The organism is Kitasatospora sp. NPDC004669, from assembly GCF_040609455.1.
Taxonomy (GTDB): Bacteria; Actinomycetota; Actinomycetes; order Streptomycetales; family Streptomycetaceae; genus Kitasatospora.
This window is the reverse complement of sequence record NZ_JBEXKB010000012.1, coordinates 145606-171701: the sequence shown is the minus strand read 5'-3', so window position 1 is coordinate 171701 and position 26096 is coordinate 145606. Positions and strand designations below refer to the sequence as shown.

The window sequence follows — 26096 nt, the reverse complement described above, 5'->3', positions numbered from 1 at the left end:
CAGCAGCACGCCCGGGTGCAGCAAGGGCAGCCTTGCTGCACCCGTGACCGTCCGGTTCGGCGGGCGGTTGCACCGGTGTGACGACCTCCCCGCTGCCCTGGCTGCCGATCCCCTCCTCGCTCGACGCCGGGCCCGAGCCAGCGCCCGGGGATGAGCTGACCGATAAGGAGCGCGCCGGGCTGCAGCTGGCCGCCGCCGCGGGTGAGCGAGCGGCGGCCTGGGTGCGGGAGCTGGCCCGCCGACAGCCAGTCGAGATGCACGGGCGGGTGCTGGAGCTGACCGCCGAGGCGATCGAGCAGACCTGCACCCGCGAGATCATCCCCGGCAACGACGCCGACCTCACCGCCGAACTGCGCTACCGCCTGGACGGCAGCATGCTGCTCGGCGCGACCAACCTGGAGACCGTCCCCGAGCTCACCGGCGGGGAGCGGATCGCCCTGGCCGCCGTCGCCGCCCTCGCCCTGGCCATGCCGGGCACCGCGCTCACCCGATACGACCGCGAGCTGCCCCACCTCGCCCAGGTGATGGACGACGCGGTCGCCGCTGGCCGCGCCGCCCAACCCGGCCAGTGAACCCCAGCAGCACCGGAGCCCGGCCCGGCCGGGCCCGGCGGGCACTCGGCCCCGGCGCAGACCGGGCCCTGGCCGACACCGTCCGCGCGCCCCGCACCCCGCCCCCGTGGGCGCAGGACCGGCCGCTGGCGCCAGGCCCGCCAGGCGCTGATCGAGGCCATAGCCCGCCACCACCACGGCACCCTGCCCACCGGACCGCCGGACGACCGACCGTGGTGATCACCACCGCCCGTACCCGGGAGAATGAGCCGGGTGACCAGCACCCAGCCTCTGCCCCGCGGCATCAGCGCCCTGATCCCCGACGCCCGCGCCAAGGCCACGCCCGGCGAGAAGGCGGCCGCCCAGCTCCTGCACCTGCGCACCGCGACCGTCCCGGTGCCGGTCCTCGCCGCGGCCGCCGAGCTGATCGCCCCGCATCTCGAAGACCCGGACCCGGCCACCCGCGAAGCCGCTGGCGCCGTCCACGCCCGCCTGCTCACCGCCATCGAGGACGCCGCGCCCGACCAGTAGCCGGCCGACCGGGGCCGGATGTCCCAGCACTGTCCCAGCCCGCGCGCAGAACACCGTCACCAGGGAAGAGGCCTGGGACTGTCCTAGCGAAACGGTCGAAACCGGACCCCCTGAGACACGGGTAGGACAGGCCTGGGACAGCCCCGTCCCAGCCCCGGCGAACCCGGTGACCTCTGACAGGTGATCTTGACCGTTTGCCGGGCGAGTCTGACTGCCTGATCCAACAGGCAGGTCCCACGTGTTTTCGGAGGTGAACCTGCTCCACCGGGGCCGGCAGTCGTGCCGTGCAACGGTGCCCGGCTATCGGCTTCCCTATTCGAGCAGCCCCGCGTGAAGATGGTGTCCCCGGGGCGGCGCGGGCCGCGCGACCCCGCCACCGCTTGGAGGGATCCGTGCCCCAACCCGCGCGACTGATCTGGGCCAACAACCTCGACAACCCGGCTGGCGTCACGCTCGCCGGGACCGGCCACTCCGAGCCCATCGACCTGACCGCGGCGGAGGCGGTCTTCCTCTCCGTCGTCGTCGGCGCCCCCCCCCGCAGGACTTTCTACAGCCGCCCATCGGCTTACCGCAGCCCCGGCTCACCGTCAGGCTCCAGGTGCGCGACGCCGGCGGCACCTGGCTCCCCATCGCATCTGTGGAACCCCGCCTTCGGTATGGGTTTGAGCCGGAGCCCGAGTCCATCGCCCAGCCCAACGGTTATGTCTCCGTGGGACTCTCCCTTTCCCAGATCCAGAACAACACCAGGATCGTGCCGATCGTCCTGCCGCCCACCGCACGGATCCGCTGGGACGCCCACCGCGCGGAGGGCTCCAAGCGGCCGCACACCTATCAGCCCGTGCCCTTCGGGCAGACCGTGATCTCCCTGTACGGGCGCTGACCGCACCGCCGTACCTGCCCGCGCATCGCACAGACACCAGGACCGCTGCAGAGGCCACCCTTCCCCAGGTCGAGATCAAGCGGCAGGGGCCCGCAGGCCGTCAAGATCACTTGGCAAATGGTCAAGATCACCTGTCAGAGGACACCCGGTCGCCCGGCCGACTGGCGACACAACCCCCACAGGAAACACAGGCAGGCCACTCCACCAGGGCGAACACGGCCCCTATAACACAGCCCCCACAGGGCGAAACGGACATACCTGCCCAAGATGTCGCGGCGGAACACAGCCATCACACAGGGCACGACACAGCCCCCACAGCCCCCACCGACCCGGCCGCAGGGCGAGGACCCGAGCGCCGCGCGCCCGGCCTTCACACCGGTCCGCCGTACCAGCTGTTCGGATCCAGGCTCAGTGGCGGCGCGCAGCCGGCCGGGACCGCGGGGGCAAGGGGGGTGTCCGGGTCCCGGCCGGGGGAGGCTTCGGCCGTGCGGGGGCGCGGCCACTCTGCTCGGCAGCCCTGTCTTGGGGACGGTGGGGTTGCCGTGCCGGGAATGCTAGACGCGCGCGTCGGTGGTGAACAGGGCTGCGACCTGCGATTTTTCGGCCGCGAACATGCCAGGTGCCTGACCGGCCGCTGGCTGTTCTACGGCTCGGGCACGGCCGGTGCCCCGTGTCATATCAGCGGTCGCACGCGCCGTCCGGTGCCGCGCTGGGTGTCCGCTGGGCTTTGAGGGCGAGAGCGGTGGCGGTGGCGGTCTCGGCGTGGCCGAGCGCGGCCAGGGCCGGCAGGAAGTCCCCTTCGGAGGAGAACTTCGCGGCTTGGTCGAGGAACATCTCGACCGTGTTCCAGTGGTCGTCGGTCTCGATGTCGTACGCGGTGCGCAGGTGCTCGGTGGCGGCGGTCAGCAGGGCGGGCCAGCCGTCGTGGTCGGCGAGGTGCAGCCCGGTCAGCGGGGTGAGCCACAGATCGGCGTGGGCGCGCAGCGCCTGGTCTGGTTCGCGGTAGTCCACGGCGAGTCCGCAGGCGGAGGTCAGTACGGCCTTGGTGCTGGAACGCATGGTCAGGCCGGCGAACCAGGCCTTGGGTGGTGGGGTGTGGTCTGCGCAGACCTGGACGGTCAGGGCGAGGCTGTCGTCGGGATCGCTGTCGGTGCCGGTGTCGGGCAGGTGTCCTTCGACGACGGTGGTGGCTCGGCCGGGGCATCGGTGGATGTTGCGCATGCTCGTCACGTCGCCGCGCGTCCACCGCCGCACGCGGGTGGGGCGCTGCTCCTGTAGGGCGGCGCTGATCTCGTAGGGCAGCTGTTGGGCGAGGCGCGCGATCGGCTTGAGGAGGTTCGACCACGGCGGGTCGTGCTTGTCGTCGTCCAGATCGCTCAGCGGTAGACCGAGCGCCCTGTCCGGGTCCACGCCGCGGTGCGCGGCCCCCGCGCGCACGCTGTTCAGGGTGCGGACCAGCTGTGTGTGCTCCTCCTGGTTCAGCGCCCGTACGGTGGCGTTGCGGGCGGCGTAGCGCTTCTCGGCATCGACCTGCAGCAGGTCGATCAGGCCGCCGAGCGTGGGTTCCGTGAACAGCGGCTTCAGCTCTGCGAGCGACAGCGGCGGCTGCCCGGCGACGACCCGGTCCAGGACCGTCATGCCGACCACCGCGTAGGCGGCGGCCTGCTGCCACAGCATCCGCTCCAGGCGGGAAGTGAAGGTGAACGCTTCGGCCGCGACGCCCGACAGCACCTCGAAGTGCAGCGGCAGACCACCGCCGGCCGCGTCCAGGCGCCGCTCGGCGGCCTCCGTCGTCGTGGTCAGCCGCTCGCCCGTCGCCTCCGCCGACGCCAGCTCGTGCACCAGGCTCCCGACCGTGTCGTCGAACACGGCGATGACCTCGTACTCCACCGCGCTGAGACCCGACAAGCTCTCCCTGCTCGGGAAATCCACCCTTGTTCCCCTCCCACCACGGCCTATTGTCCGTCCGACGGCTCCACGCTAGCCCCCGGCGGTCACCGAGCGCAGGCGAACCGCTACGACCGTTCCGGAGGACCTCAGCCGGGGGGCGATTTATGAAACCGCCGCAGGTCAGGGGCCTGTGGCGGGACAGTCAGGGCCGCTCAGATCTGCCGGTCCGGGTCGGAGAAGGTCAGCCCGCCGGGCGAGAGGCGGCGGCGGGCCGGGGCGGGTCCGGCCACGGTCTCGCCGGGCGGCTGGCGGAAGTCGGCACCCTGCTCGACCGGCAGCAGCCGGCGCCCGCCGGACTGGGCGGGCAGGGGCGCGTCGGTGGCGGACTCAGAGAAGGCGGGCAGGGAGAGCCTGCGGCGGTCGGTCATGATCACCAGTCTCGCAGCCCGGACGGGACCGGGTAGGCCAAACCGCTACCAGCGGTGATAGCGGTTTGGCCCTGGCCAACAAACAAGAGCCCGGCCAGCTCGCGGCCGCCGGCGCCGTCCACGCCCCCTTGCCCGCCGCCAAGGACGCGCACCCGACCAGTAGTCCGGATGCCCCACCTTTCTCGGTCCGTTTTACGGCCGTAAAACGGACCGCCAGAGCTGCGCCCAGGCCACGGGCTTGTAACTACCGGGGTGCGTCAGACCGGCTGTGTCTCGGGGTCGCGGGTGCAGAGATGCGCGGTGGGGCAGGCCGGGCAGCCGCGGACGTCGACCAGGTCCGCGACGGCGTCGAAGAGCTCCTGGGCGCGTTCGACCGAGCCGACGCCCTCGAACGTCGCATACTCCTCGGCGGTGCCGACGGTGCCCTCGGCCAGGTGGGAGCGCAGGTAGGCGAGGGCTGCGAACCTGTCGGCGCCCAGGGTCCGCGGGTCTCCGGGGATGCACGCCTTGGGCACCAGGTCGCTGGCGATGTCGCCGCCGAACAGCCACGGGTCACCGGGCTTGGCGGGCTTGCCGACCACCACGCGCAGCACGGTGTCGTCCTCGCCGTCCGGTTCGACCAGCAGCATGCCGTTGGCGTGGAGCTCGTGGACGGTGCCCCGCACGTCCACCGCCTCGGCCGTACCGCCGAGCATGGCCGCGAGTTCACCGGCGGGCAGGTTCCCGACGCTGCCGTCCGTGCGGCGCAGCCGCAGGGCGCCGCCGTCGAGGGCCACGTCCAGCCACACGGCCTGCACCGGGATCTTCGGCCCGTAGACGGGGCGCAGCCGGACCAGACGACGCATCAGGCCGAGGGCCTGCGCGGAGAGGCCGGGGTCGGCGGCGGCCCGCTCGGGGTCGAGGTCCGGGGCTGGCGTCATCCACCGGTCGTAGCCGGGCGGCTGGAGCTGCTGGAGGGTGTACTCGGCTGCGGTGCGCTCCCGGCGCGGCTTGCCCGGCTTCTTGCGGCCCACGGGGGTCCTTCCAGATCAGCGTGCGTGACGGGGCCATTGAACACTCGCCGCAGCCGCATGATTCCCCCGGGTAGCAGCATCGGGCGGACGGGCCGGCCCTGGCCGAAGGCGTACGGGCCGCCCGGGTTGCCAGCCGCACCTCAGGGAGTCGACGCGCGCGGTCAAGGCTCCCGGCTGCAGGGCGGTGGGCCGGCCCTGACTTCACCACGACGCGGGACGCGACCCCGGCGCCTGGCCGATGATGTGACCTGCCCGGCGCCAGCGTGTGCGCGGGCTGTCGGCACTCACGCGGCGCAGTCCTTCACCGGGTAAAGCTTGGCGTGCAGCAGCCGCGCCTCCCACCACGGATCGTCCGGGGCGGAGACCGGAGCGGCCACCTGTTCGCACTTGGTCGGGGCGGGCACCACCCGCGGCAGTATGCGGTGCCGGAGAGTGCGGCGCCATCTTGCCCTGCTGTTCGAGTGAGTTTTTCAGAACCAACGTCTCAGACTCACACGATCAGCCGATGTTATGTCAGTCATCAAATCTACCGTTTTGCGAACAAACGTCACCTATCTGACAAAACGGAGATTCCGGTGTCCTCACTCGTCATTCCAGCCGTACCGGCTCCGGCCACCAGTCCTGATACCGCGACCGACGCGCTACTTCTGGATGTGCCGCGCGGAGACTTGCGCCGCGTCCTCGCCTATCTCCTGTCTCCCTCACACCATCAATACGCCGCGATCATGGATGTCCTCGACAACGCCGCGGGTTACCTGACGCTGGCCCAGGTCGCCGAAGGGCTCCAGGCCCGAGGGCACGATGCGACCCAGACGGCCGTGGCGGCCCGGCTCGACCGGCTGCATCGACACTTCGAGGCTGTGCGGCCCGATCCCGCCAACGACTTCGCCCGGCTCGAGGACCTTCGGGCCACCCGCTGGCGCTACCACCTCACCACAGCCGGACGCATGGTCCACCGGTTCTGGGGCCGCCTACGCGAGGAGAACACCGGAGCGCGGGAAATCCCTCTTACCAGCCTGCAGGCCATGGCGGACGGGCTCGGTCACCTCGCGCGCGACCGTCTGTCACCCCAGGAAGTCGCGCGGCAGGTGGAGGCGCTGTTCCTTGCTCATGACGCGTTGGACCAGGCGATGGAGGCCAGCGCGGATCACCTATCGGACCTGGCGAACCGGTTCAACTTGGACCGCGACGAGGCGATCGAGTTGAAGCGGCTCCTGGTGACGTACGCGACCCATGTCGCTGCCCAGGTGCACGACGCGCTCTTCCAAGCATTCGATCTGCTGACGGATCTACGACCGCGTTTCGCTGAGTTTGCGGCCGTCGCGGCGTCCCAGTCCAGGGCTGCCGAGCTGGTCGCACGAGGCCATCTGGCGGCCGCTCGCGGGACTTGTGAGGAGCACTGGGTCCAGCTACTGGAGTGGTGCCGACCGGTGGAGGGGCGGGCCGCTCGGTTCACCCGTGGTCTGGTGCTGGCGATCCGGCCGCTGCATCTGAACCTGCGCCGGCTTCAGGGAAGCGGCCCCACATCGTTGCGGTCCAAGGCGTTGCAGCTGGCCCGGGTGTGCGAGGACCGAGAGTGGGGGCCTCGGGTGAGCGCGGCGGCGCTGGGGGACCACGGGTGGCTGAAGCTCACCGGCTGGAGCGAGGACGGTGACGGGGCTTCCTGGCACGACGGACCGGTGGTCGGTATCGGCTCCCTGGAGCGGACCGCTGCGCGCTCGGGAAGCGTTAGCGGCTCCGTGGCGCGTGCCCGCAGTCGCAGTGAGGCCCAGGCACTGCTGGAGGAGGCCGAGCGTGAACAGGCCATGGCCAGGGCAGCAGCCATCGCCGAAGTGCTGTGCGGTCGGGCACCGTTGTCTCCAGAGGCAGGCCGGGTGGCGCTAGAGGCCGTGACTGCGGCCCTGTCCAGCCACGGACGGGACGGGATGCGCAGCGGTACGGACCGCAGCCGCCAGTTGGTGTGCACGGTGAACCTCTCGGCGGACACTGGCCGGCTGACAAGCCAGGACTGGTCCGCTCTGCTGCCGGGGCATCAGGTCGCCTTTCACCAGGCCGGCTCGGCTGCACCCGCCAGGCCCATGTCGGGAGGAACGGCGTGAGCGGGCTTCGCCAGGAGGCGCGGATGGAAGCACCGGAGGTGAGCCGGCTGCTCATGCGGCGGCCATGGTTGCTGGCGGGCCGTGATGACGCGGCCATCGAGGCCGTCCACCGGTTCGAGGATCACGTGCGCTCGCTGGTGCGGGATCTGCAGTGGCGACTGGTGGTCGAGCCAGACATGGTGCGCCTGGTCAAGAGCCCGCCGACGCGGCTGGGTGACCGGTTGCTGTCCGAGAGCGCGGCGACTCGCTGGATGTGGCTGTGCGTGGCCGCCATCGACGAGCTGCCGTTCGTAACGCGGACGGCAGACCTGGTCGCCGCCGCGCGGGAGGCGTCTGGCGAGGTCCGAATCGCGTATACCGGCAGTCGAGAGGATCTGCGGAAGCTGCGGTGTGGCATCGAGATGCTGATCGAGCGAGGGGTGGTGGAGATCCTCGACGGCACACTCGATGAACTTGAGGACGGGGACACCAGTGCCTTGCTGAAGCTTCGTCACGACCGGCTGCTGTCGCTGATGGGTAACACCGGGCCCCTTCACGCGGACGGCACCTGGCTGGTCGACCCGGCGAGCGAGCCCGAGCGGTGGATCGAGGAGGGCGCGGCCGAAGCGGTTACCTCCGCGAAGGTCCTGCGCCGGCTGGTGGACGACACGGTCGTCCACTGGGGTGACCTGGACCTGCCTGAGGAGCACTGGCTGCGCACCGAGCTGCAAGGCAAGGTGGCCGAGGTCGCCGAAGCCCTGGGGATGTGGGTGGAGGAGCGGGCTGAGGGGGTGGCGCTGGTCTTGGACGGCGAGCACGCGGGCCTGCGCGGGCACTCGTTTCCGAACCGCGGCACCGTCCACCACGCTGCGGTCCTGGTGCGCGACCACGCCCTCGCTGCCGGCCGCCGTGAGGGGCCTGGGCAGCCGGGCCCGGGCTGGCGGTCGGTGTCGGCCGGCTCCGTCGCCGACTTGCTGGCCAGGGGGGCCGGCGTCCACCGCTGGTGGGCAGAGGAGTACCGCCGCAGCATCCCCCGCTTGGCCGATGAGGTCCGGTCAATGTGGGCGCACCTAGGGCTGTTGCGGGTCTCCGCTGGTTACACCGACCGGTGGTGGTTGTCGCCGGCCGTCGCCCGCTGGGGCACGCCGAAGGAAGCCGAAAACACGAGCGAAGGGCAGACCGCATGACGACCACCACGTTCACTCAGGAGACCGGCCCAGGTACGGGCGGCGAGCTCGATGACCCGGAGCGGCCCATGTCATGGGACCGCCACGAACGACGTTGGCACTTGACAGAGGTCGGCGTCAGCAACGTGTGGAAGTACACCTGCGAGGTGTGCCGCATGGACTCCGGGCGGCTGATGTGGCTGGCCAGCAACGGCGTCGGCAAGACCACACTTCTGGAGATGACGGTTCCGTTCCTGCTTGACCTCGACACCGACCCACGCAAGCTCTCGGTGGGCACCGGCCGCCACGCCCGTGTGGAGGAGTGGATGCGTCTGGGCGCCGACGACAGCACCACCCGGCGCATCGGATACCTGTGGCTGGCCTTCGAGGGACCGCGCAGCGGTCGCAGCCACGGTGAGCGGCAGTCCTACGGTGTTCGGATCGAATTCACGGCCAACGCCACCCAGCCCGTCGTCCTGGTCCCCTTCCGACTGCCCGAGGTCGCGGTCACCTCACTGACCCTGCACGGCGAGGACGGCGACGCCGTGACGCGCGAGGACTTCGCGCAGCAGGTGAGCAATGCGGGCGGCCAGGTGTTTTCGGACACCAACAGCTACCGGGCAGACCTGGCACGGCGGCTGTTCGGCTGCGCGGTGGTGCAGCTGACGGACCTGTGCACCCTCATCCGCCGGCTTCGCGATCCGCGCCTTCTCCAGAGCACCAAGGTCAGCGACGCACAGAAAGCCCTGAGCGATGCCCTACCGAACGTGAGCGAAGCCCTGGTGGCCGCAGTCAGCCAGGCCCTCACCGAGGCGGCGGCGACGCGGGCCCGCTACGAGCACCGCCGCCGCACCGCGGACCTCACCGCCGACCTCGCGTACCGCTGGAGCGGACACTGCGCCGCCCTCGTGGCGGATCTACTCGGTGGCCTCGACGCCCGCATCGACGAGAACGCCCGTTCCCGCTCTGCTTTCGAGGCCGCCGCCGCAGCCCTCGCACTCGCCCAGAGGGAGCATCGGTTCGCCCAGGATGACCTAGCTGAACGCCAGGAGCAGCATCGCGAATGCAAGGCCACCGAGCAGGCCGCCCGCGACGAGGCCATGCGAAGCGACGAGCAGATCACGGCGACTCGCAGGGAGATCGGTGACTGCGAGAACCTCGTTACCGCCAAGCGCCAGGCGCTGCACTCGGCGGTGGCAGCCGATGGGGTCGCGCACGCGAGCCTGCTCCAACAGGCCCGGGTCCTCGAGAACGACATCAACGCCCTGGCCGCGCGGGCACACGGCTCGGAGACCACGCTGCTGCTGGCGGAGCAGCCCGTGACGGCGCGCGGGATCAACCGCCCCGACCTGCTGTTCGGCGGCGAGGTCCTGCCGCAGGCGGACCGCGCCGACATCCACGCCGATCCGGCGGCCCTGGAGCGGATGCGGACGGACGTGTATGAGTCCGCCGAGCGCCACCGGCAGCGGGCGGCTCAGGCCGAGGTGGTCCTGGCCGACCATGCCGAGGTCGCCGATGCGGACGACCAGGCACGCCAGGCGCGGGCGCTCGCGACCATGCAGGCTGAGCGGGCGGCGCAGGACCGGGAGAAGAGCGAGGCGGCGCTGGGCGTGGCACAGGCCGAGGCTGCTGCGTACACAGGCGCCGTCGTGAGCTGGGCAGCGGCGCTGCCCGGGTTGGGGCTCACTCCGCACCCGCGGCCGCCGCAGAAAATCCCGGGCACAGAACTGTTCACCCCCGACGGGATCCGGCAGTGGGCCGAGGAGTGCGGGGGACTCGAACCGGCTGCGGTGCTGGCTGCCGGCCAGGAGCTGGCCCGCCACGCGAAGGCGGTGTCGGGCGGACTCCTGGCGTGGGCCCGGGAGCGGGCGGCCGTCCATGAGCAGGCCGCCACCGAGCGGCGCCAGGACGCGCAGGCCGCCAGGCGGGAGTCCCACGCATACGCCAACGGGCGCCTGCCCGCCTTCCCCGTTCCCGCCTGGGCCTCTCCGGCTGACGAGGATCAGGCATTCGGTGCGGCCCTCACCTGGGCCGCCGACGCTCCCAGCGCGGGAGCGGAACGGGATCTGCTGGAGGCGGCGATCGCCGCGACGGGCCTGCTGGGCGCCACCCTGGGCCAGGCCTCCATCGAGGTCGCCGGGGCCTGGCGCATCGACCTCGACGAGAACGGCACCGAAGCGGCGGGTGGCTTGGACCAGGTACTGGCCGCACTACCCGGCCACCCTCATGCCGAGGCCGTCACCCGGGCGCTGCGCCGGGTCACGTTGGCCGACAGCGCAACCCACGCGGCGGACACCTCCCTGGCCATCGGCAGGGACGGCACCTACCGCACCGGACCCGCGCTCGGTCGTATCCCGGGTGCCGATGATCCCGCCGTACTACGGCGGGCCCATCTGATCGGGCTGGACAGCCGGCAGGCCGAAGCCGCCCGTCGTGCACGCGAGGCCCGCCTGCGGGCGGACCGCCTCGACCACCAGGCCCAGCGGCACCTGCAGGTCCGCGATCTGTTCAGTGCCCTTACCGACGCACTGGGCACAGTCATCGGTGCCCTACCCGATAGCGGGCTCCTTGACGATGCCGAGCGAAACCGCGCCGCTGCGGCGCTGATCGCCGACGGCTCGGAGGAGCAGGCCGCGCAGGCCGACGAGAAGGCGCAGCTGGCCGAGGCCGCACATGACACCTGCCTGGCACGGTGGCGCACCCGGGCCGAGGAGCTGGGCCTGCCCGGGGACGTGGAGCGGCTGCGTCGTGCCCTGACCACGACCCGCGAAGGCGGGCGCGACCTGACCGAGGTTGCCGACGGGCTGGCCCGGTTGCTCGAGCGAGTACGTGACCTGGCCGACCAGCTCGCTGACCACGCCCTGGACCAGGGCCACCACGAGGGGGCGGTTCTCGACCTGCAGGCGAACATCGACCGGCGCAATACCCTGCGGGCCCGGCTGACCGCACAGCTGGCGGCCCGCGATGCTGCCGACCGGGGCATCCACCTCGACCACCAGGCTGCCGTCGACGCCTTGGACGCAGCCGCCCGGGCTCTGCGACGGGCCATCTCCCGGGAGAAGGAAGCCGAGCTGGCCGCTCGCAACTGCGAGCTAGACCTCGCCGGCGCCCAGGCCGCGCAGACCGGCCAGGAGACGATCGATGCCGCGCTCACCGCGCTGCGTACTGTCCTGGAGGCCAAGGGCGTAGCCGGTGCCATCGGGGTGGACCCCGCGCTGCCCGTGGACGATCTGCGCGCCACGCTGTCCGAACGCCTTGGCGTCCTGCCGCGCAGCAACGGCGGGGAGGTCCACGCCGCAGCCGACCTGCTCGCCGCGCACCTTCGGGACCAGAGCATCGAGGACGAGTGGAGGCTGGAGTGGGAGAAGGGTGAGAGTCCGGGCGGTGTCCTGCCGGTGCGCCTGGCCCGGCCGGGCGCCGCCTACGCCCCGCCGAAGGCCGCCGACCTCACCGCGGCCGCGAGTACGAGTGCCGAGCAGGAGCTGAACGCCGCCGAACAGGAACTCTTGGACAACATGGTGATCGGTGAAATCCCGGCCGCGATCGGGGCCGCCTGGCAGGAGCTGGAGCAGTGGATCCGGCGCACCAACAAGCTCATGCGCATGGCCGCGGCCTCCTCCGGTGTTGGGGTGCAGATCCGGCGGAGTCTGCGGCCGGGCTTGTCTCCGGGACTGCGCCGTATCCATGAGCTGACATGCAAGGACTCGCGGGCCTCGCGCACTCCCGAGCAGGAGGCGGAGGTCCGGGCCGAACTCCTCGCCCAGTTGCGGCTGTCGGACGAGCACGTGCGGGTGTCGGCGGCCGACACCATCGAGCGGCTCAAAGCGATCGTCGACATCACCTCGTGGATCGATCTGTCCTACATCGTTCAGAAGCCGGGCCAGCCGGAGGAGAAGCTGACCGACCGCAGGACCACCGTGTCCGGGGGCGAGCGGCGGCTGGTCATCCTCGCGCCCATGCTCGCAGCGCTGGCGGCCGAGCACGACAAACTCGACCCGGCGGCGCCGCGGCTGGCGGCGCTGGACGAGGTCCCCGCCGAGGTGGACGCCGCCGGCAAGGACGGCCTCGCCCGCTACCTGTCCCACCTAGACCTCGACCTGCTGTGCACCAGCCACGGGTGGGACGGCTCCCCCGGATCGTGGGACGGCATCGACATCTACGCCTTGGAGAAGCTACCGGACGGCACCGTGGCGTCCAGTCCGATGCATATCCGAGAAGCCCGCCTCGTCCAGGCATTGGAGGGGTTGCTTGCCCAGAGCGGCGCGTGAACGACTGCAACATGTGCCCGGGCGCCTGTGAAGGCGCCCGCTTGTCCGCGCTCACCACGCCCGACCTGCTCTGGCTGTGGGAGCAGATCGCCGCGCGCGCCGACAAGCGCGGAGACCGGTCCCTGGTCAGCGGGCACATGAGCGTCGCCGTCCCCGCCGACCCGCGTCAGGCCGCCGCGGTTGGCCGTCTCGTGTCTCCTCGGCCACCACTGGGCGGGACCCGGATCCGGGCCGATCTGGCCCGGCTAACCGAGAATCTGCGCGGCCACGGTCCCCGTCTCACTCCGGCGGCCGTGGCCGCGCACGCCCTGCACCGGCCGCTAGGTCTCGCCGCTCAGGAACTGCAGGCGGCGCGCGAGCGCGCCCGCGACCTCGCGGACTTGGTACGGACACGTCTCATCGGGCTGCCGAGAAGTGCCCGGGTGCGGCCCGATCCGGAGGCAGCGCTCGCGGTACTACGCGGCAGCCGTTGGCTGCACCGCCTCGCTTCGGACGCTGATGGTGAGGAGTTGGTGGAGCTAGCGGTCCGCGCCCTGGCCGCTTTACCGCCGCCTGGAGAGCGGATCGACCGCAGGGTGCTCGCCCAGCGGCTCACCGGCTCTCCCAAAGCACTCGACCGCGGGAGTCTGCTTGCGGGCCTGATTCTCGCGCTGGCCTCCGCCGGCGGTGCTGTCGCCGACACCAGTGACCAGCGGACCGCCTGGAACGGACTCGGTGTCGACTTCGACCAACTCACCGGTGGGCTGCTGTGCCTCAACGTGTTGCCCGACGGTTGGCTCCTGCCGGCGGACGAGCCTGTCACCGTGACCCCCCACACCCTGGCTCGCTCCAGGTGGGCTCAACCGCCGGATCCGCAGGCCTGGGTGTTTGTCACCGAGAACCCGTCCGTCGTCGCAGCCCTTCTGGATCTGGTGCCCCTGCCGCGTGGGGCCCGGCTGGTATGCACTATCGGCACACCGTCCGCGGTGGAGGTCGCCGCGATCGCGCGCCTGGCCGAGGCCGGATGGCGCATCGCGGTCCGCGCCGACTTCGACGTGGCAGGCCTGCACCACGTCAGCGCCGTCACCGTTGCTCAGCCCGCCGCTCAGCCCTGGCGCATGGCCGCCGACGACTACCGGCAAAGCCTGAACGTCGGTGCCGACCGGTGGACCTACCCGCTGGACCCGGCACACCTTCCGCCCACCCCATGGAACCCGGCACTAGAGGTGGCGATGCGCCGCCACCGGCGGCCCGGCTTCGAAGAGGGCCTGCTCGATACGCTCCTCGGTGACGTCCTCACCGGACATCCACCGCAAGCCGCACCGGCCCCGCCACGAGAGCACACGTGAGCTGGCCGCCGCCGGGGCTGAGGTCGGCTTGAGCAGCGGTCAGCTCGGAGCCCATGGAACGTTCCCGCGCCCCTTGTTTGGGTCGGCCAGCAGCTCGGCCGCAGGCGCCAGGCTGATCACGAGCTGTCTTGCCTGGCGCAGCCGTTCCGTCATCGGCGGGATCGCCTCTGCCGTGTCGTAGCAGCGTTGGCGGACCCGCTCGGCCAGTTCGTCGGTGTCACGGCCCAGCGGGTCCAGCAGTGTGCCTTGGCGCTGGGAACTCATGAGGTGGCCGCTGAGATGGCACAGGGTGTTCGGCAGGCGCTCGAAGAGCGCGATCAGCCCGTCGAAAGCCTCGGTCAGGGCCATCGGGTTCAGGGTGGGGCCCGTCATGGCGGCTTCGTTGAACCCACGCAGCACCTGTGCGGCCCGGACAACCAGCGTCTCCGGATTGGTGCTGTTCGCCGGGGCGGCCGCTTCGATAGTGAACTCCGTCATGCCCGGGAACGTATGAAGGAGCACTGACGTGCTGTCTGGTAATCGGAGTAACGCAATCGTCTGAGGGTGACGCGCCCACTCGTTCGGCCGCCGCCAGCTTCCGGCCTGCCCGTGCCAGGGGACAGAATAATCGCTTCGTTCAAGCTCTGTTGGCGGTGCCCTGCAGGCACCGCTCTCGCCCTGGACGGTTGAGCGCCCCGGTGGCCCGGCCGCACGGCGCCCTCACCTCGTTGGCCACCGAGGTGGCGGTGCCGGACGGCTGCGCCGGGAGCTGCGGCACGCCCAGGCGCACCTTGCCGACCGTCCATACGCTAGCCAGGCCGCACCCTGATCCCAGGGCTGACTCTGCCCGGCCGCTGGACTCACTCGCCGGGTCGTCCGCCGTCGCCGGGCAGGAGGTTCTACTGCGGCAACGAGTGGCCGATGCTGTCCTTCCACAGGGTGCGGGCGTGGTCCAGGTGCAGCAGCGCGATGTACCACCACAGCGCGCCTTCGGCCGAGTCGCCCACGGTGGTGCGGCGTGCGGCGCTCTGGGCCTCCTGCAGAGCACTGCTGACGTTCCACCACGCCGGGGCCGTGCTGTCCAGGGAGGCGATCCGGCGCCGGACGCTCTCGCTGACCGTCTCCCACAGCGCTTGCAGGCTGTAGCGCAGGGAGCGCTCGTCGGGCGCGTCCGCTTGCGTCGGCGGGAGGGTGGGATCGAGGACGACGCGCCCCCAGGTGTTGATGTACTGGGCGATCAGCGTGTGCGTGACGTGTCGCGGCGGAACCTGCGGACCGGCGACGACTGTGCCAAGGGCGGCTGGCGCGTTCGGGGAGGGCTCGAGGAATCCGGCCTGCGCCAGCAGCCGCGCGACGGGCAGGCACGTGTCCTCGCAGCGGTGGAAGGGGCAGTGTTCGGGCCGCATCGCAGTGTCCTCCGTTAATCGAGCAGGTCATGCTAGCCGCCCCGTGAGCGCCTGCCGCCCGAGTCCGGCTAACGCGGCGCGGTGCCGTCGACGACGCTGATCCTGGTGACCGTGACAGGCGTGAACCTGTTCACCCGGGCGGCCAGGGGACGCTCCAGGAGACGGATCTGCACCCGCCAGGCCCTGCTCCGGCAGGTGACGTGAAGGCGCCCCTGTCCGTCCAGGCCGAGCGGAGCGACATTGTCGGCGACGTCCTCGCCCACCGCCGGCAGCCACCAACGGCTCAGCCCCGCGAACCACTCAGGTCTGCGAAGATCCATCTCACCGGCCCCTTTCTCCAGGCACGAGCGATGCCCCACGCCCGCCATCGTGCTACCAGAGCCGAAGGGCATCAAACCGGTGACCGATCCGCACGGTCGGTCACAGCTTGTTCCGTCCTGGTCAGCCGGCGAACGCCAGCGAGTTCAGCTCCGCAACCGTGGTCTGGCGCCGTTCGTCGTTGGTGCGGCCCCAGTGCAGGTTCGAGTAGTCGACGCGCCGGCCGCCGGGCAGCCGAAAGTCGATCCTGCATCCCTGCGGGGCCGCGGACCCACAGGTGCACCAGGTGTGTTCCGCCTGCCATCCCAGGCCCCAGGGCCCCTCGCACAGCAGCCGCAGGAGCTCCGGGCAGGGCGGACCGTCGGTGGTCTCCAGACGCAGGCCTTCCTGCCCGGTGGACCACACATCGGTGCTGTTGATCTCCCCCGGCCCCGCGGTCGCCCGGATGCGCCGCAAGATCGCGGATACGACGGACGCCTCCCCGCGGTCGGTGGCCTGGTAGGCGTGGTGCGCCGCGCGTTCCACCGGCGTCCAGGTGGAACCGGTGAACAGCACGGGGCCGCTGGTTGCCAGCAGCGCGCTGACCCGCTGCCACCAGCGGGTGTTGAAGCCGGTCAGCAGCACCTGGGCGCCGGTGCCCGGCCGGTAGAGCGTCACCCCGCCCGCGCCGACACGGCTGCGCAGGCCGGCGACGCCGAAGACGCAGTCGCGGGGGTCATCGTCCTCACCGGCCACGGCGGCCTGGATCGGCAGGAGCCGCTCGGCCCAGTACCGCACGACGTACGGCTCATCGAGCAGCCGGATGGTCAACCGCTCCGGCTCGGGGCGCACCTTCAGGATGCCCAGGGGGTGGGGTGACAGGCCGCCCATCTTGCAAGCCCCGAGGAAGACCGCGGCTTCCAGGGCGGCCTGGTCCGGGTGGCGGGCCACCGGGATCGCGCATCCGTCCTTGCCCGCCTGCCGCAGCACTTGCAGGGCCTGGTGGGTCTCCCCCGTGCAGCGCCGGCGGCAGTCCGTGGAAAGGTCCGTGGTCAACTGGGGCATCGTCAGCTCTCCGCGTCAGCTGTCCCCCCGATGCTGCCGACGCTGTGAGGCACGTGCCGCTGCGATCCTGCGGTGAATGATGAGCTTCTGGCCGGTCCTCGGCAACGGATACGGGGGTCTCCGCTGCGCGGCCGGGCGCTCGCGGGCCCGAGCCGATGGAAACGCACAGCACGGACCCGGTCAAGACGCCTCGCCCCACACCCGCGGCCATCACCCGCCCGGCCCGCTGGTGGACCGGGGAACGGCTCACCTCCGCCACCCCAAGCACGACACCACCCACTCCGTCCAAGCCGGTGAAGCCGCGAGCCGTTCTTCCGCGACCTCGATCCGGGCCACGCTGCGGCGCCACGCCCTGCCAGACTGGTCCGGCCGCAGGCTGCGGGATCAGGAAGGACGTGAGGATGCTCGAGTTCTGGGACCGGTCGACCGAACAGCGCCTCCTGCGCGCTCTCGACGCCTGCTGCGCCCTGCTTGGCGACACGCAGGAGTCGACGGCACGGCGAGCGGTCTTCCAGCGCCTGCTCGCGGTCGTCTTCGAGGCCGGGGCCGGCACCGACGACCCGATGAGCGAGCTGTATGCCGCCGACACCATGCTCAGCGAAATCCCACCCGGCACCGGCCTCGACGACACCCAGGCGCTCGCTTGGCTCAAGCAGGCACAGCAGCGCCGCCTGATCGCCTTCCTCGAGGAGACCGACTCGTGGGGCACCGGATACTCGAGCGAGGAGATCGACGAGCATCCGATGTGGCGCATCCACCAGCTTGGTGCGCTCCCGCGCCGGCTACGCCTACTGATCGCCAATACGGACACCAACAAGATCGCCCTCGCCCGTACGGTCGGCGTCCCGGCTCATCAGGTCGGGCACTGGGCCGCCGGGCGCTCCCGGCCGGGGCCCGCAGAGCGGGACAAGCTCGCGGCCGCGCTCGGCATCCACCCTGGCTGGCTCGCCGACAAGCTCGACGACCAGGCGCCGAGCGGCTGGTACCAGTTCGAGGACGGCTGTCCCTGCGGAGCCTCGGACGGCACATTCGCCCGCGAGCCGCTGGACGGGCCGTGCGCGGACATCGGCGCCCACGCCGAGTGGGGACTGTGGTGCGCCGGCGACACCACCGGCGGAAGCGGCTGCGGCCAGCCCTACCTGATCGACGGCGACCTTCTCTACCCCGCCCCGACCATGCAAGGCGGCTACGGCCACCGCTTCACTGCGGTTCGTGACGGCGTACGCGCCACCAGCAACTGCGGCCCCGAACTCACCGCACCCTGGCCCCATTCCCTGTGGAACAACCCAGCCGGCCCCAACCAACGCGGCCCGCTACGCCTGCCCGACCTGCTTACCCAGGCCCCGGGGCCGAGGTAGCTCCCCAACCGTTTCAGTCCCCCAGAACAACGTGGTCAATCCAGTGCTATCACCGGTGGTAGTGCATCGGTCCTGGCCAGCAGGGCCAAAGCAAATGGCCCGGGAAAATGCCCGGGTCAAACCAGACCGTTCCTGAAAGTTCTGCGCAGGGATAACTTTCAGGGGGGCTGTAACCCGCAGTCGGCATCAGCCGGCAGCGGCCAGCCCGGCCTGTTGGTCACGCCCGCCTGCGGTGGCCCTGGACTACCGGCGCAGCACTGCGGGGTTGAGGTCGAGGGGGAAGGGGTCGGTGAGCGCGCTGCTCTCGCCAGCCTGGACGATCCGGTCGACGTAGGCGCCGTCCTCCAGGTGGCCGAGGTGGAGGCGCGGGGCGGGGTCGAGTTCGAGGCGCCAGTAGTGCGGGATGCCGACGGCGGCGTACATCGCGGACTTGAGCACGGTGTCGGCCACGCGCGTGGACGGTGCGGTGACCTCGATCGCGACCAGGACGTCGCAGGCGCGAAGGGTGGAGTCGGCTGTGGCGGCCGCGTTGGCGTCGGCGACCACCAGGTCCGGGATCAGCAGCCCGTCCGGGACGAGCAGGTTGATCGCCGTCAGCACTTCGAACGGGGCGGCGCAGGCCCCGATGGCAGTGTTCAGGAGTACGGCCAGGCGGGAGCTGGCGCGCTGGTGGGGGACGTCGGGGTGCGGAGTCAGCAGGAGGGCCCCTCCGAGGAGTTCGACCCGGTGGTGGGTGTCCTCGGGCAGTGCCAGGACGTCGTCCACGGTCCACGGCCCGACATGGTGCTCAACGGCGGCGACGCTCATGGGCCCCATTGTCCCAAGGGCCATATGGGGAGACCGGGAGGAAGTCGACTATTGGGCGGCCGGCTGCTTGACGGCGTTGGTCATGTCGGCGACGAGAGCCTGGGCGTCATGGTGGGCGCGCTGCCACCAGGCGGCGCCTGGCTGCTGACCTGCGAGGCCGACTGCGGGCTTCACCGCTGCGGCCAGGTCGACGAACGCCTTCTGCAGCTGGACCGCCAGCTGGTCGTGGTCGGGCACGCCGCCGCGAACAGCCCGGCGCAGCGCGCGTGCGGCCTCCCCGAGGTTCTTCGCGGCCTCCACCGCAGTGGAGGCCGCTCGTGTTGCCGGTGCGGTGTCGGTGAGGAGACGGGCCAGTTCGGTGCGTTGTTCGGCGGTGAGCAGGGTGCGCAGGACGCGGGCGTACTCGGTGGGTTCGGTGGTCGCGGGGGACGCCGGGCCATCGGCGACGCGGGTTCGGCTGCCGGGTACGCCGGTCAGCACGCCCTGGCGCTTGAGCTCGGCGATGACGCCGAACACGGTGGCGGTGGTGGTGCCATGGAGGCGGGCCAGTTCCCGGACGGACGGCACGGTGTCGCCGGGGCGCAGCCGGCCTTCTCGGATGTCGGCGAGCAGGGCGTCGGTGAGCCGCTTGGAACGGCCACGGACGGCTTCCTCTTCTTCCTCGGGCTGTTCGGCGGAGGGGTTCGCTACTCGAGTGCGGCCGCCGGCCGGTCCGGTGAGCACCTTCTCGTCCTTCAGCAGGCCGATCGCGCCGGAGACCACGGCGGTGCTGACGCTGTAGGTCGCGGCGAGTTCGCTGCCGCTGGGCAGGGGTTCTCCTGGCTGCCACCGGCCGCTGCCGATCTCGGCGCGCAGCGCGGCCGCCAGGCGCAGGGTGCGGCCTTTCCTCGGCCCGGGGAGGTCGGCGGTGTTGGTGGTGGTGGCGTCCATGGTGGCTCCGGGTTCGTGTCAGTTCGGGCGGGTGACCGCAGCACGGGAGCGATGGTCGGGCCCTCCCGAGGGTTTCGGGCCGGGTGTCTTCAGGGGCGGGTGGCGAAGGCGATCTCGTACGGCGCCTGGCCTGCCACCGTGAGCACGCCGTCGAGCAGGGCGACCCATGGTGCATCACAGCCCTCGATGGCGGCGACGGACAGTTGGGCGGCCGCCGCCGTCGGCCGGTCGAGCCGGTCCTCGACCATGTCATCGGTGAGGATCTCGTAGGCCGCCTCGACACCGTCGAGCAGGCGCCGACGGCGCTCCTCCTCCCGGGCGCGCACACCAGCTTCGCGGGCTCCCAGCAGCCGGTCGACCGGGATCCGCAGCAACGACTCCAACTCGGCCAGGGTCGGCTCCTCGCACAGCCGGTCGATGCTCTCCTCATCAAGCGGCGGCTTCCCGGTGACCACGCGATCCAGCACCGTGATACCCAGCGCCGCAGACGCGCTGGCGTACCGCCACAGCAACGTCTCGATCTCCCGCCCGTACCGGAACGCATGGTGATACAGCCCGCTCAGCGCCTCCGTGTGGAAGCCGAACGGTGCCCCGTCGAGACGGCGTTCGGCGGCGTCGCCCATCGAACGGGCCCGGCGCTCCACCGCGAGCGCCGAATGCCACTCGTGCGTCAGGTCGCCCACCGCCTCGCTCAACGCGGCCAGGGCCTCAACCTCCGGCCCACTCAGCACACAAAGCTGATCCTTGCTCGGAAACTCCGGCATGAACTTCCCCTCTTTCCAGAACGACAGGACACCGGCGCCGCTGGCTCGCGTCCTCTTGATGAACTACCGGCCCGCCCCAGGACCCAGCAGAACGGGGCGCAGGCTGGTGTGCGGTGGTTCATCGGTACCGGAACTGCTGCTGAAGGCGGAGGACTTCGGTCTGCCAGTGTGCGTGGGCCTCGCTAGCGGGGGCGGGGACCTGTCGGCCGAGGCGGGAGGCCAGTTCGCGGTAGAGGGCCGGACGGTTGGTGTCGGTGACAGCCAGCAGCGAGGAGAGCAGCGGTTCGTCGGCTGCGGTGCCGTCTTCCACCCGCAGCAGGACCTGGATCTGGTCGTCGGGGTGGAGCAGGGTGCTGTCGAGCACGCGGCTCAACTTCGACCAGGAGGTGGCGGACCGCTCGCGTGCGGCCTTCTTCAACGCGCCGCGCATCCCGGCCGCCAGATCGGTCAGCGCAGCCGGTGGCAACCGACGCGGGGAGGGGATCTGCCGATCCGCACCACCGCGCGAGCGGGAGGAAGCCGATGATTCGGCTGGCGTGTTTCCGGGGACGGGCTGCTGGCGCTCGGCCCGGGCGAGCCACCGGTCGACTGCCTTGCGCTGGCCCGGGGTGACGTGGGCGCCGGCTGCGTCTGCTTCCTTGGCCAGGGTGAACACCTGGTAGCGCAGTTCGCGATCCGGAAGCTGGTCTGCCGTGCGTCCGAGGTCGCTCAGGATGCGGCTCATCCGTGCATGGGCGGCCCGGGCCCGGTCGTTTCGGATCGGCTCGGCGCGGACTGGGCGAGGCCTAGTGTGGTACGTCGGCTGGAGCCTGGCTTCGCGGGCGGTCTGGGCGGCCCGGCGTTTCACGTCCTTCAGGAATGCGGCGGCCCTGGCGGCGATCTCGTGCTGCTCAGCGGTGCGTTCGCGGGCGGCCTTGAAGTTCACCTGGGTGAGCAGCGACTTCACCGCCTCGGCCTCGCCGTCGCTCAGGGCCTGCGCCAGCCGCCCGAACAGGTCCGTGCGCAGTTGCTCCTGCTGCTCCAGCCACAGCCGTGCCTGCTCCAGTAAGCCGGCCACGGCCCGCGCTTCGGCGCCCTCGTACGGCCCGCCGGCCTCGACCGTGCGGCACTCGGATCGCACGATCGTCATGGAGCCGGACTTCAGGGCACCTTCCAGGTACTGCGCGGCAGTCGGCTGCCGGGTGTACATCGGCTGGAATGGCGTCCAGGCGGTGCGCTTCGCGGCGGCGAGGATCTCCTCAACAGCGGGGGTGCGGAAACCGTCCGGGGACATGTGGCACTCGTCGAGGCTGAACCACTCGGTGTCCCGGGCGGGGGCCTGGGTGCCGATGCGGACCCTGCGGGAGGTGCCGGCGCTGTCCAGACGGACCCGGTGGACGTACCGACGGCGGACCAGCGTGTCGACGTCGACCGGCACCGTCGTGCCGAGGACCGGCTCGATGAGGTCGTCGTCCCACACCGGGGCCACCGCTGCGTCCAGGTGCAGGCGCAGCCCGCGGTCCTGATGCTCGAAGGCGATGTCGACGACGGAGCCGAGCGGTTCGCGCAGGTGGACGGCGCCCTGGTGGTCATGGTCGAGGAGCCAGGCCGTGGCGGCGGACTTCACGTAGAGGTGGTCGGCGCTGGACACGTCCCGAGCCCTGCGCTCGCACACGTGCAGGCCGGTGGGGTCGGGGAAGTGGGCGAAGTGGCAGACCCGGTCGGTGTAGAGCTTCGTCGTCAGCTGGTCACCGCAGCCGCCGAGCAGCAGCCCGCACCAGAAGGTGTCCGCGGCGTGCTGTCTGCGGAAGGCGTCCAGCTCGATCGCTTCCAGCGGCAGGATCAGCGGCTCCTCCGACGCCGCGCTGCCCAACACCGCCGTCTGGATCCGCCGCTTGTCACCCGGCAACGACAACCCCCAACTCGGCTCTGACCATGGTCACTTCATCGTGCCACCTCGGTCCGGCCACGGGCTGGACAACGGCACAAATCGACCGCCCCGGAACGGCTCGGCCCGTACGCTGATGGCCGGGCCCCTCGCGATTCGAGCGTGAGGGGCCCGGCCATCTTCCCGGGGGTGTCCTGATTCCTGGTCAGGGACCGGCGATGATCCAGGTCACGAACACCGACCGCATGCCCTCGTGCAGGCGGTAGACGACGCTGATGCGGTCGCCGGTATCGGCGGCCGGGTCGGTGCGGGCGGTGTAGTCGTCGACTTCGGGGTCGGTGCCGCCGGGCACCGGGATGCCGAGCCGCGGGTAGAGGGCGAGGCGCTCGACCAGTTTCTCGACGGCGTCCAGCTCGCCGGGGCGCAGCTGGGTGAGGGCCTGCTCGGCGGCGTTGGAGAGGAAGACGTGCAGCGGCTCGCGCGGTTCGGTCGGCTGGTCGTCGGTCACCGGCTGCCGCCGGCGGCGCGCACCCGGGCGAAGACGTCGGCGGCCGGGGTCCACTGCTGGCCGCCGATCGGCGCGGCCAGCGACGCCATCGCCTGTTCGTCGGTGCGCAGGGTCAGACGGTGGCGGTAGGTGGCGGCGACCTCGGCGACGGCGGCGAAGTCGCCGATCGGGGAGGAGTCGAGGGCGGCGGCCAGGTCCTGCTCGAACTGCTCGCGGTCGCCGGGCAGGCCGTAGCGGGACAGCGCGGTGCGCAGCTCGTGCAGGGTGGCCAGCCTGGCCGGGGCCGGGCTCTCGTGGTCGGGCTGGGTGGTCACCTGGGCCTCCTCGGTGTGGCGGCCGCCGGGACGGCGGGCCGCTGGTTCGACGGTAGCGGTCGGTGGGTGTTGGTTGGAATGGTCCTGGTCACGCGGCTCCGCGCGCGGGAGCCGGCTGCGGCTGGCGGGCGGTGCGCAGCGGGACGGCGTGGCCGCGGGCGACGGCGAGGGCGGCGTGGTGGCGGGCGAGGAGCTCGCGGGCTCGGGCGGCTCGGGCCAGGGCTTCCTCGTCCTCGACGCAGGGGCGGTGCGCGCTCTCGGGTTCGCGCAGGCGGTTGTAGTGCCGCCGCAGGATCTCTTCCCGGGCGGCGGCTTCCGCGTCGAGCGCGGTCCGGCGGGCGACGGCCTGGTCGCGCATCTGCTGGCGGAGCTGCTGGTAGGCCGGGCTGTCGGCGAGCGGCGGCGCAGCCGGCTCCGGGGCCGGGGCCGGGGCCGTGTGCTGCTGGGCCGAGCCGGTGGTCGGTTCGATGTCGGTTGCCGGAGCAGAGGGGGCGGTGGCGCCGACGCGGATGTCGATGGCGCGGACGGTGTCGGGCCGGGCGGTGTTGAGCTTGGCGAGGATGGCGCGCTGTTCCAGGCGGAGCTTGGTGGCCCAGGCCGGGGAGTCGCAGGTGATGCGCAGGGTGCGGGTGTCCGGGTTGAACCCGGCCGGGAACCAGTGGAGGGATTCCTCCGCGCCGACGAGCTGGGCCCAGTTGGAGCGCATGGTGCCCTGGGCGGTGCCGAGGGCCCAGCCCTGGGCGGAGGCCATGGCGGGCATGACGACGGCGATGGTGGAGGGGGCGCGTGCGATCTGCCGCCGGGTCGGCGGGGTCTTCTTCACGGGCGCGGTGCCGTTGAGCCGGGCGGTGCGGCGGGCGGCGCGCAACGCGGTGCGGGCCAGGTCGGCGCCGCCGGGCTGGTCGTCGGTTCGGGTCACTCCCAGCTGGATGGGTCGTTCCCTGCACGCGGGGCCGGACACCGACAGGCCGACGACCAGCCGGTTGGAGGGTCGTTCCCTGCACGCGCGGGCCGGACTCTTCTTGACCTGCTGGTTTAGAAGAGTGCCGGCTGGTTGTGCGTGGGTGGGAACGCCAGCGGATCGCTCCGCTGGGGTGGCAGCTGGCCGGGGGGCCGACTGTCTTCCCGCTTCACCGCGCTCTGCCAGCGGTCCCGAAGGGCCGCTGGTCTTACGTGCGCTCCACGGGCGTCCTCCTTGTGGGAGGCCACCCCTCTACCAGGGGCGGTTGGTGGTGCGGTGCCGGCATAGGCGGCGATGTTGCGGGCCGCGTTGAGGTCGCGGTCCAGGCGCAGGCCGCAGTGCCGGCAGTGGTACTCCCGATCGGCGAGCGTCAGGCGTGGGTCTTGCCGTCCGCAGGCCGAGCAGGTCTTGCTGGAGGGGAACCAACGGTCGACGACCGCCAGCTTCGAGCCGTACCAGGACGTCTTGTAGGTGAGCTGGCGCCGCACCTCAGCAGGCGCCGCGTCCAGCACTGACCGGTTCAGGCCGGCCTTCTGCCGCACCTTGCGGCCAGGCCGCTCGACGGTGCCGCGAGCCGAGGCGGTCATCCCGGCCACATTCAGGTCCTCCACCGCCACGACCGCGAACCCGGTCGCGAGGCGCTTGGTCAGCTCGTGGAGTCCGCCGACGCGCCGCACCGCCACGTCATGGTGCAGCCGCGCCACCCGGCACTTCGCCTTCTCCCGCCTGCCCGAGCCCTTCACGGTCCGGGACAGTGCCCGCTGAGCCTTGGCCAGGCGCTTCGCGGCGTTGCGCAGATGGCGAGGGTTGGCGACCAAGTCGCTGCCTGGCCGGTCGGGATCGAGCGGGTGAGAGAGAGCGGCGAGGACCTTGACGCCGAGGTCGACACCGACGGTACCGCGCTCGATCTGACGCCGGCTCGGCCTGCCGGGCACCTCCTGCTGGACCTTCACCAGGACAGAGGCGTACCAGCGGTGCCCACCACGCGAGACGGTGACGGACTGCACGACGGCTTGACCGCGACCGATGAGCCGGGCCAGGCGCTTGCCGGAGCCGTGGATCCGAACCTCGCCCAGCTTGGGCAGCCGCAGCCGGCGGCAGCCGACCAGCCGAATCCCAGGCCTCTTCACATCGTGGTGCAACCGGAAGCTGTCCCGGCACCGTCCCTTCTTCTTGAACCGCGGGTACCCGACCCGGCGGCCTGCCCGGACACCGCGCAGCGAGTCCAGCCAGTTCTTCCACGCCGCATCGGCATCCGCGAACGCGGACTGGAAGCAGTACGTGTTGACCTCATGCCACCACTCGCAGACACCCTCGACACCGGTCCGCGAGTCGCCCTTGGTCTGGTTCCACGCCTTCTGCACCGCAGCCTTGCCCGGCAGCGGAACTTTCACCTGTCGGCGCGCCACCGCTTCGTCCATCCCGGAGGCGACCAGGGCGTCGACCTGCTCCCGCCACTGCTGGTGGGAGGCGACCTTCGCCGCGAGCGCATGATTGAACGCCCACCGCGACGCACCCGCGTACCGGGCCAGCTCGCCCAGCTGACGCTCGGTCGGATCCAGGGTGAACTTGAATGCACGTATGACCGTCTGCTCCACGACGCACCTCACCCCTTCCGCATCCGTCGTCGACTGCGTGCAGGAACCGTAACTCGGAACACTGACAGTCCGGACCCGGTTCGTAACAAGTAGTCACCTCCCCAACTTG

General features: G+C 71.4%; 24 protein-coding genes. 8 read left to right on the top strand and 16 right to left on the bottom strand.

What is annotated here, in order from left to right; genetic code table 11:
- The first annotated feature begins 77 nt into the window (after nucleotides 1-77).
- From ABZW30_RS13490 to ABZW30_RS13480, 3 genes are all read left to right on the top strand, one after another.
- Nucleotides 78-572 (top strand): hypothetical protein, encoded by a 495-nt coding sequence (locus ABZW30_RS13490; RefSeq protein WP_355671233.1) that lies wholly within the window; start codon nucleotides 78-80, stop codon nucleotides 570-572.
- 252 nt (nucleotides 573-824) lie between these two features.
- Nucleotides 825-1082, top strand: coding sequence for a hypothetical protein (locus tag ABZW30_RS13485; protein WP_355671232.1), 258 nt, complete (start codon nucleotides 825-827; stop codon nucleotides 1080-1082).
- Between the two features lie 709 nt (nucleotides 1083-1791).
- Entirely contained in the window at nucleotides 1792-1962 is a 171-nt protein-coding gene (locus tag ABZW30_RS13480) for a hypothetical protein (RefSeq protein WP_355671231.1), read from the top strand.
- A 678-nt stretch (nucleotides 1963-2640) separates the two neighbouring features.
- Here the strand turns inward: ABZW30_RS13480 and ABZW30_RS13475 are convergent.
- The 4 genes from ABZW30_RS13475 to ABZW30_RS13460 all read right to left on the bottom strand — a co-directional run bounded on the left by ABZW30_RS13475 (nucleotide 2641) and on the right by ABZW30_RS13460 (nucleotide 5700).
- On the bottom strand, nucleotides 2641-3870 hold the full coding sequence (locus ABZW30_RS13475) for a hypothetical protein (RefSeq protein ID WP_355671230.1): 1230 nt from the start codon (nucleotides 3868-3870) through the stop codon (nucleotides 2641-2643).
- Between the two features lie 194 nt (nucleotides 3871-4064).
- Nucleotides 4065-4280 (bottom strand): hypothetical protein, encoded by a 216-nt coding sequence (locus ABZW30_RS13470; protein WP_355671229.1) that lies wholly within the window; start codon nucleotides 4278-4280, stop codon nucleotides 4065-4067.
- 257 nt (nucleotides 4281-4537) lie between these two features.
- Nucleotides 4538-5293: a hypothetical protein gene (locus tag ABZW30_RS13465; RefSeq protein WP_355671228.1), complete on the bottom strand. Its 756-nt coding sequence runs from the start codon at nucleotides 5291-5293 to the stop codon at nucleotides 4538-4540.
- Between the two features lie 284 nt (nucleotides 5294-5577).
- Nucleotides 5578-5700 carry a hypothetical protein gene (locus tag ABZW30_RS13460; protein WP_355671227.1) on the bottom strand — a complete coding sequence of 41 codons (123 nt, stop codon included), beginning with the start codon at nucleotides 5698-5700 and terminating at the stop codon, nucleotides 5578-5580.
- A gap of 168 nt (nucleotides 5701-5868) precedes the next feature.
- Between ABZW30_RS13460 and ABZW30_RS13455 the strand changes: the two genes are divergently transcribed.
- Genes ABZW30_RS13455 through ABZW30_RS13440 form a run of 4 tightly spaced genes read left to right on the top strand, consistent with a single transcriptional unit; the run spans nucleotide 5869 to nucleotide 14133 of the window.
- Nucleotides 5869-7392, top strand: coding sequence for a DUF2397 family protein (locus tag ABZW30_RS13455; protein WP_355671226.1), 1524 nt, complete (start codon nucleotides 5869-5871; stop codon nucleotides 7390-7392).
- A 23-nt stretch (nucleotides 7393-7415) separates the two neighbouring features.
- Nucleotides 7416-8558 carry a DUF2398 family protein gene (locus ABZW30_RS13450; RefSeq protein WP_355671225.1) on the top strand — a complete coding sequence of 381 codons (1143 nt, stop codon included), beginning with the start codon at nucleotides 7416-7418 and terminating at the stop codon, nucleotides 8556-8558.
- Nucleotides 8555-12805, top strand: coding sequence for an SbcC/MukB-like Walker B domain-containing protein (locus tag ABZW30_RS13445; protein WP_355671253.1), 4251 nt, complete (start codon nucleotides 8555-8557; stop codon nucleotides 12803-12805). Before ABZW30_RS13450 ends, ABZW30_RS13445 begins: the two co-directional genes overlap by 4 nt.
- A gap of 41 nt (nucleotides 12806-12846) precedes the next feature.
- Complete coding sequence (locus ABZW30_RS13440; protein WP_355671224.1) at nucleotides 12847-14133, top strand: DUF2399 domain-containing protein; 1287 nt, start codon at nucleotides 12847-12849, stop codon at nucleotides 14131-14133.
- A 39-nt stretch (nucleotides 14134-14172) separates the two neighbouring features.
- Here ABZW30_RS13440 and ABZW30_RS13435 read toward each other — a convergent pair whose 3' ends face one another.
- The 4 genes from ABZW30_RS13435 to ABZW30_RS13420 form a co-directional block, all read right to left on the bottom strand.
- Nucleotides 14173-14610 carry a hypothetical protein gene (locus tag ABZW30_RS13435; RefSeq protein ID WP_355671223.1) on the bottom strand — a complete coding sequence of 146 codons (438 nt, stop codon included), beginning with the start codon at nucleotides 14608-14610 and terminating at the stop codon, nucleotides 14173-14175.
- A 401-nt stretch (nucleotides 14611-15011) separates the two neighbouring features.
- Nucleotides 15012-15518, bottom strand: a complete 507-nt coding sequence (locus ABZW30_RS13430; RefSeq protein ID WP_355671222.1) for a hypothetical protein — start codon at nucleotides 15516-15518, stop codon at nucleotides 15012-15014.
- Nucleotides 15519-15586: 68 nt separating this feature from the next.
- Nucleotides 15587-15886, bottom strand: a complete 300-nt coding sequence (locus tag ABZW30_RS13425) for a DUF721 domain-containing protein (protein WP_355671221.1) — start codon at nucleotides 15884-15886, stop codon at nucleotides 15587-15589.
- Nucleotides 15887-15959: 73 nt separating this feature from the next.
- Complete coding sequence (locus tag ABZW30_RS13420) at nucleotides 15960-16871, bottom strand: hypothetical protein (RefSeq protein WP_355671220.1); 912 nt, start codon at nucleotides 16869-16871, stop codon at nucleotides 15960-15962.
- 410 nt (nucleotides 16872-17281) lie between these two features.
- On the opposite strand from ABZW30_RS13420, the gene ABZW30_RS13415 reads away from it, so the two are divergent.
- Nucleotides 17282-18238 carry a helix-turn-helix transcriptional regulator gene (locus ABZW30_RS13415; RefSeq protein ID WP_355671219.1) on the top strand — a complete coding sequence of 319 codons (957 nt, stop codon included), beginning with the start codon at nucleotides 17282-17284 and terminating at the stop codon, nucleotides 18236-18238.
- Between the two features lie 243 nt (nucleotides 18239-18481).
- Here the strand turns inward: ABZW30_RS13415 and ABZW30_RS13410 are convergent, their stop codons facing one another.
- From ABZW30_RS13410 to ABZW30_RS13375, 8 genes are all read right to left on the bottom strand, one after another.
- On the bottom strand, nucleotides 18482-19045 hold the full coding sequence (locus ABZW30_RS13410; protein ID WP_355671218.1) for a Uma2 family endonuclease: 564 nt from the start codon (nucleotides 19043-19045) through the stop codon (nucleotides 18482-18484).
- 48 nt (nucleotides 19046-19093) lie between these two features.
- Entirely contained in the window at nucleotides 19094-19975 is an 882-nt protein-coding gene (locus ABZW30_RS13405; protein WP_355671217.1) for a GntR family transcriptional regulator, read from the bottom strand.
- A gap of 89 nt (nucleotides 19976-20064) precedes the next feature.
- Nucleotides 20065-20706 carry a hypothetical protein gene (locus tag ABZW30_RS13400; protein ID WP_355671216.1) on the bottom strand — a complete coding sequence of 214 codons (642 nt, stop codon included), beginning with the start codon at nucleotides 20704-20706 and terminating at the stop codon, nucleotides 20065-20067.
- 151 nt (nucleotides 20707-20857) lie between these two features.
- Nucleotides 20858-22633 (bottom strand): hypothetical protein, encoded by a 1776-nt coding sequence (locus tag ABZW30_RS13395; RefSeq protein ID WP_355671215.1) that lies wholly within the window; start codon nucleotides 22631-22633, stop codon nucleotides 20858-20860.
- Nucleotides 22634-22811: 178 nt separating this feature from the next.
- Nucleotides 22812-23114 (bottom strand): hypothetical protein, encoded by a 303-nt coding sequence (locus tag ABZW30_RS13390; protein WP_355671214.1) that lies wholly within the window; start codon nucleotides 23112-23114, stop codon nucleotides 22812-22814.
- The gene (locus ABZW30_RS13385; protein WP_355671213.1) at nucleotides 23111-23428 is read right to left on the bottom strand and encodes a hypothetical protein; all 318 of its coding nucleotides are present in this window, start codon (nucleotides 23426-23428) and stop codon (nucleotides 23111-23113) included. Before ABZW30_RS13385 ends, ABZW30_RS13390 begins: the two co-directional genes overlap by 4 nt.
- Nucleotides 23429-23516: 88 nt before the next feature.
- Entirely contained in the window at nucleotides 23517-24347 is an 831-nt protein-coding gene (locus ABZW30_RS13380) for a DUF721 domain-containing protein (protein WP_355671212.1), read from the bottom strand.
- 116 nt (nucleotides 24348-24463) lie between these two features.
- Nucleotides 24464-25987, bottom strand: a complete 1524-nt coding sequence (locus ABZW30_RS13375) for an RNA-guided endonuclease TnpB family protein (RefSeq protein WP_355671211.1) — start codon at nucleotides 25985-25987, stop codon at nucleotides 24464-24466.
- Nucleotides 25988-26096: the final 109 nt, after the last annotated feature.

What these genes read in the sequence shown, in the direction of transcription:
- ABZW30_RS13470 (WP_355671229.1), bottom strand. Translation starts at nt 4,280, where the DNA reads ATGACCGACCGCCGCAGGCTCTCCCTGCCCGCCTTCTCTGAGTCCGCC.
- ABZW30_RS13450 (WP_355671225.1), top strand. Translation starts at nt 7,416, where the DNA reads ATGGAAGCACCGGAGGTGAGCCGGCTGCTCATGCGGCGGCCATGGTTG.
- ABZW30_RS13445 (WP_355671253.1), top strand. Translation starts at nt 8,555, where the DNA reads ATGACGACCACCACGTTCACTCAGGAGACCGGCCCAGGTACGGGCGGC.
- ABZW30_RS13435 (WP_355671223.1), bottom strand. Translation starts at nt 14,610, where the DNA reads ATGACGGAGTTCACTATCGAAGCGGCCGCCCCGGCGAACAGCACCAAT.
- ABZW30_RS13430 (WP_355671222.1), bottom strand. Translation starts at nt 15,518, where the DNA reads ATGCGGCCCGAACACTGCCCCTTCCACCGCTGCGAGGACACGTGCCTG.
- ABZW30_RS13425 (WP_355671221.1), bottom strand. Translation starts at nt 15,886, where the DNA reads ATGGCGGGCGTGGGGCATCGCTCGTGCCTGGAGAAAGGGGCCGGTGAG.
- ABZW30_RS13415 (WP_355671219.1), top strand. Translation starts at nt 17,282, where the DNA reads ATGCTCGAGTTCTGGGACCGGTCGACCGAACAGCGCCTCCTGCGCGCT.
- ABZW30_RS13410 (WP_355671218.1), bottom strand. Translation starts at nt 19,045, where the DNA reads ATGAGCGTCGCCGCCGTTGAGCACCATGTCGGGCCGTGGACCGTGGAC.
- ABZW30_RS13405 (WP_355671217.1), bottom strand. Translation starts at nt 19,975, where the DNA reads ATGGACGCCACCACCACCAACACCGCCGACCTCCCCGGGCCGAGGAAA.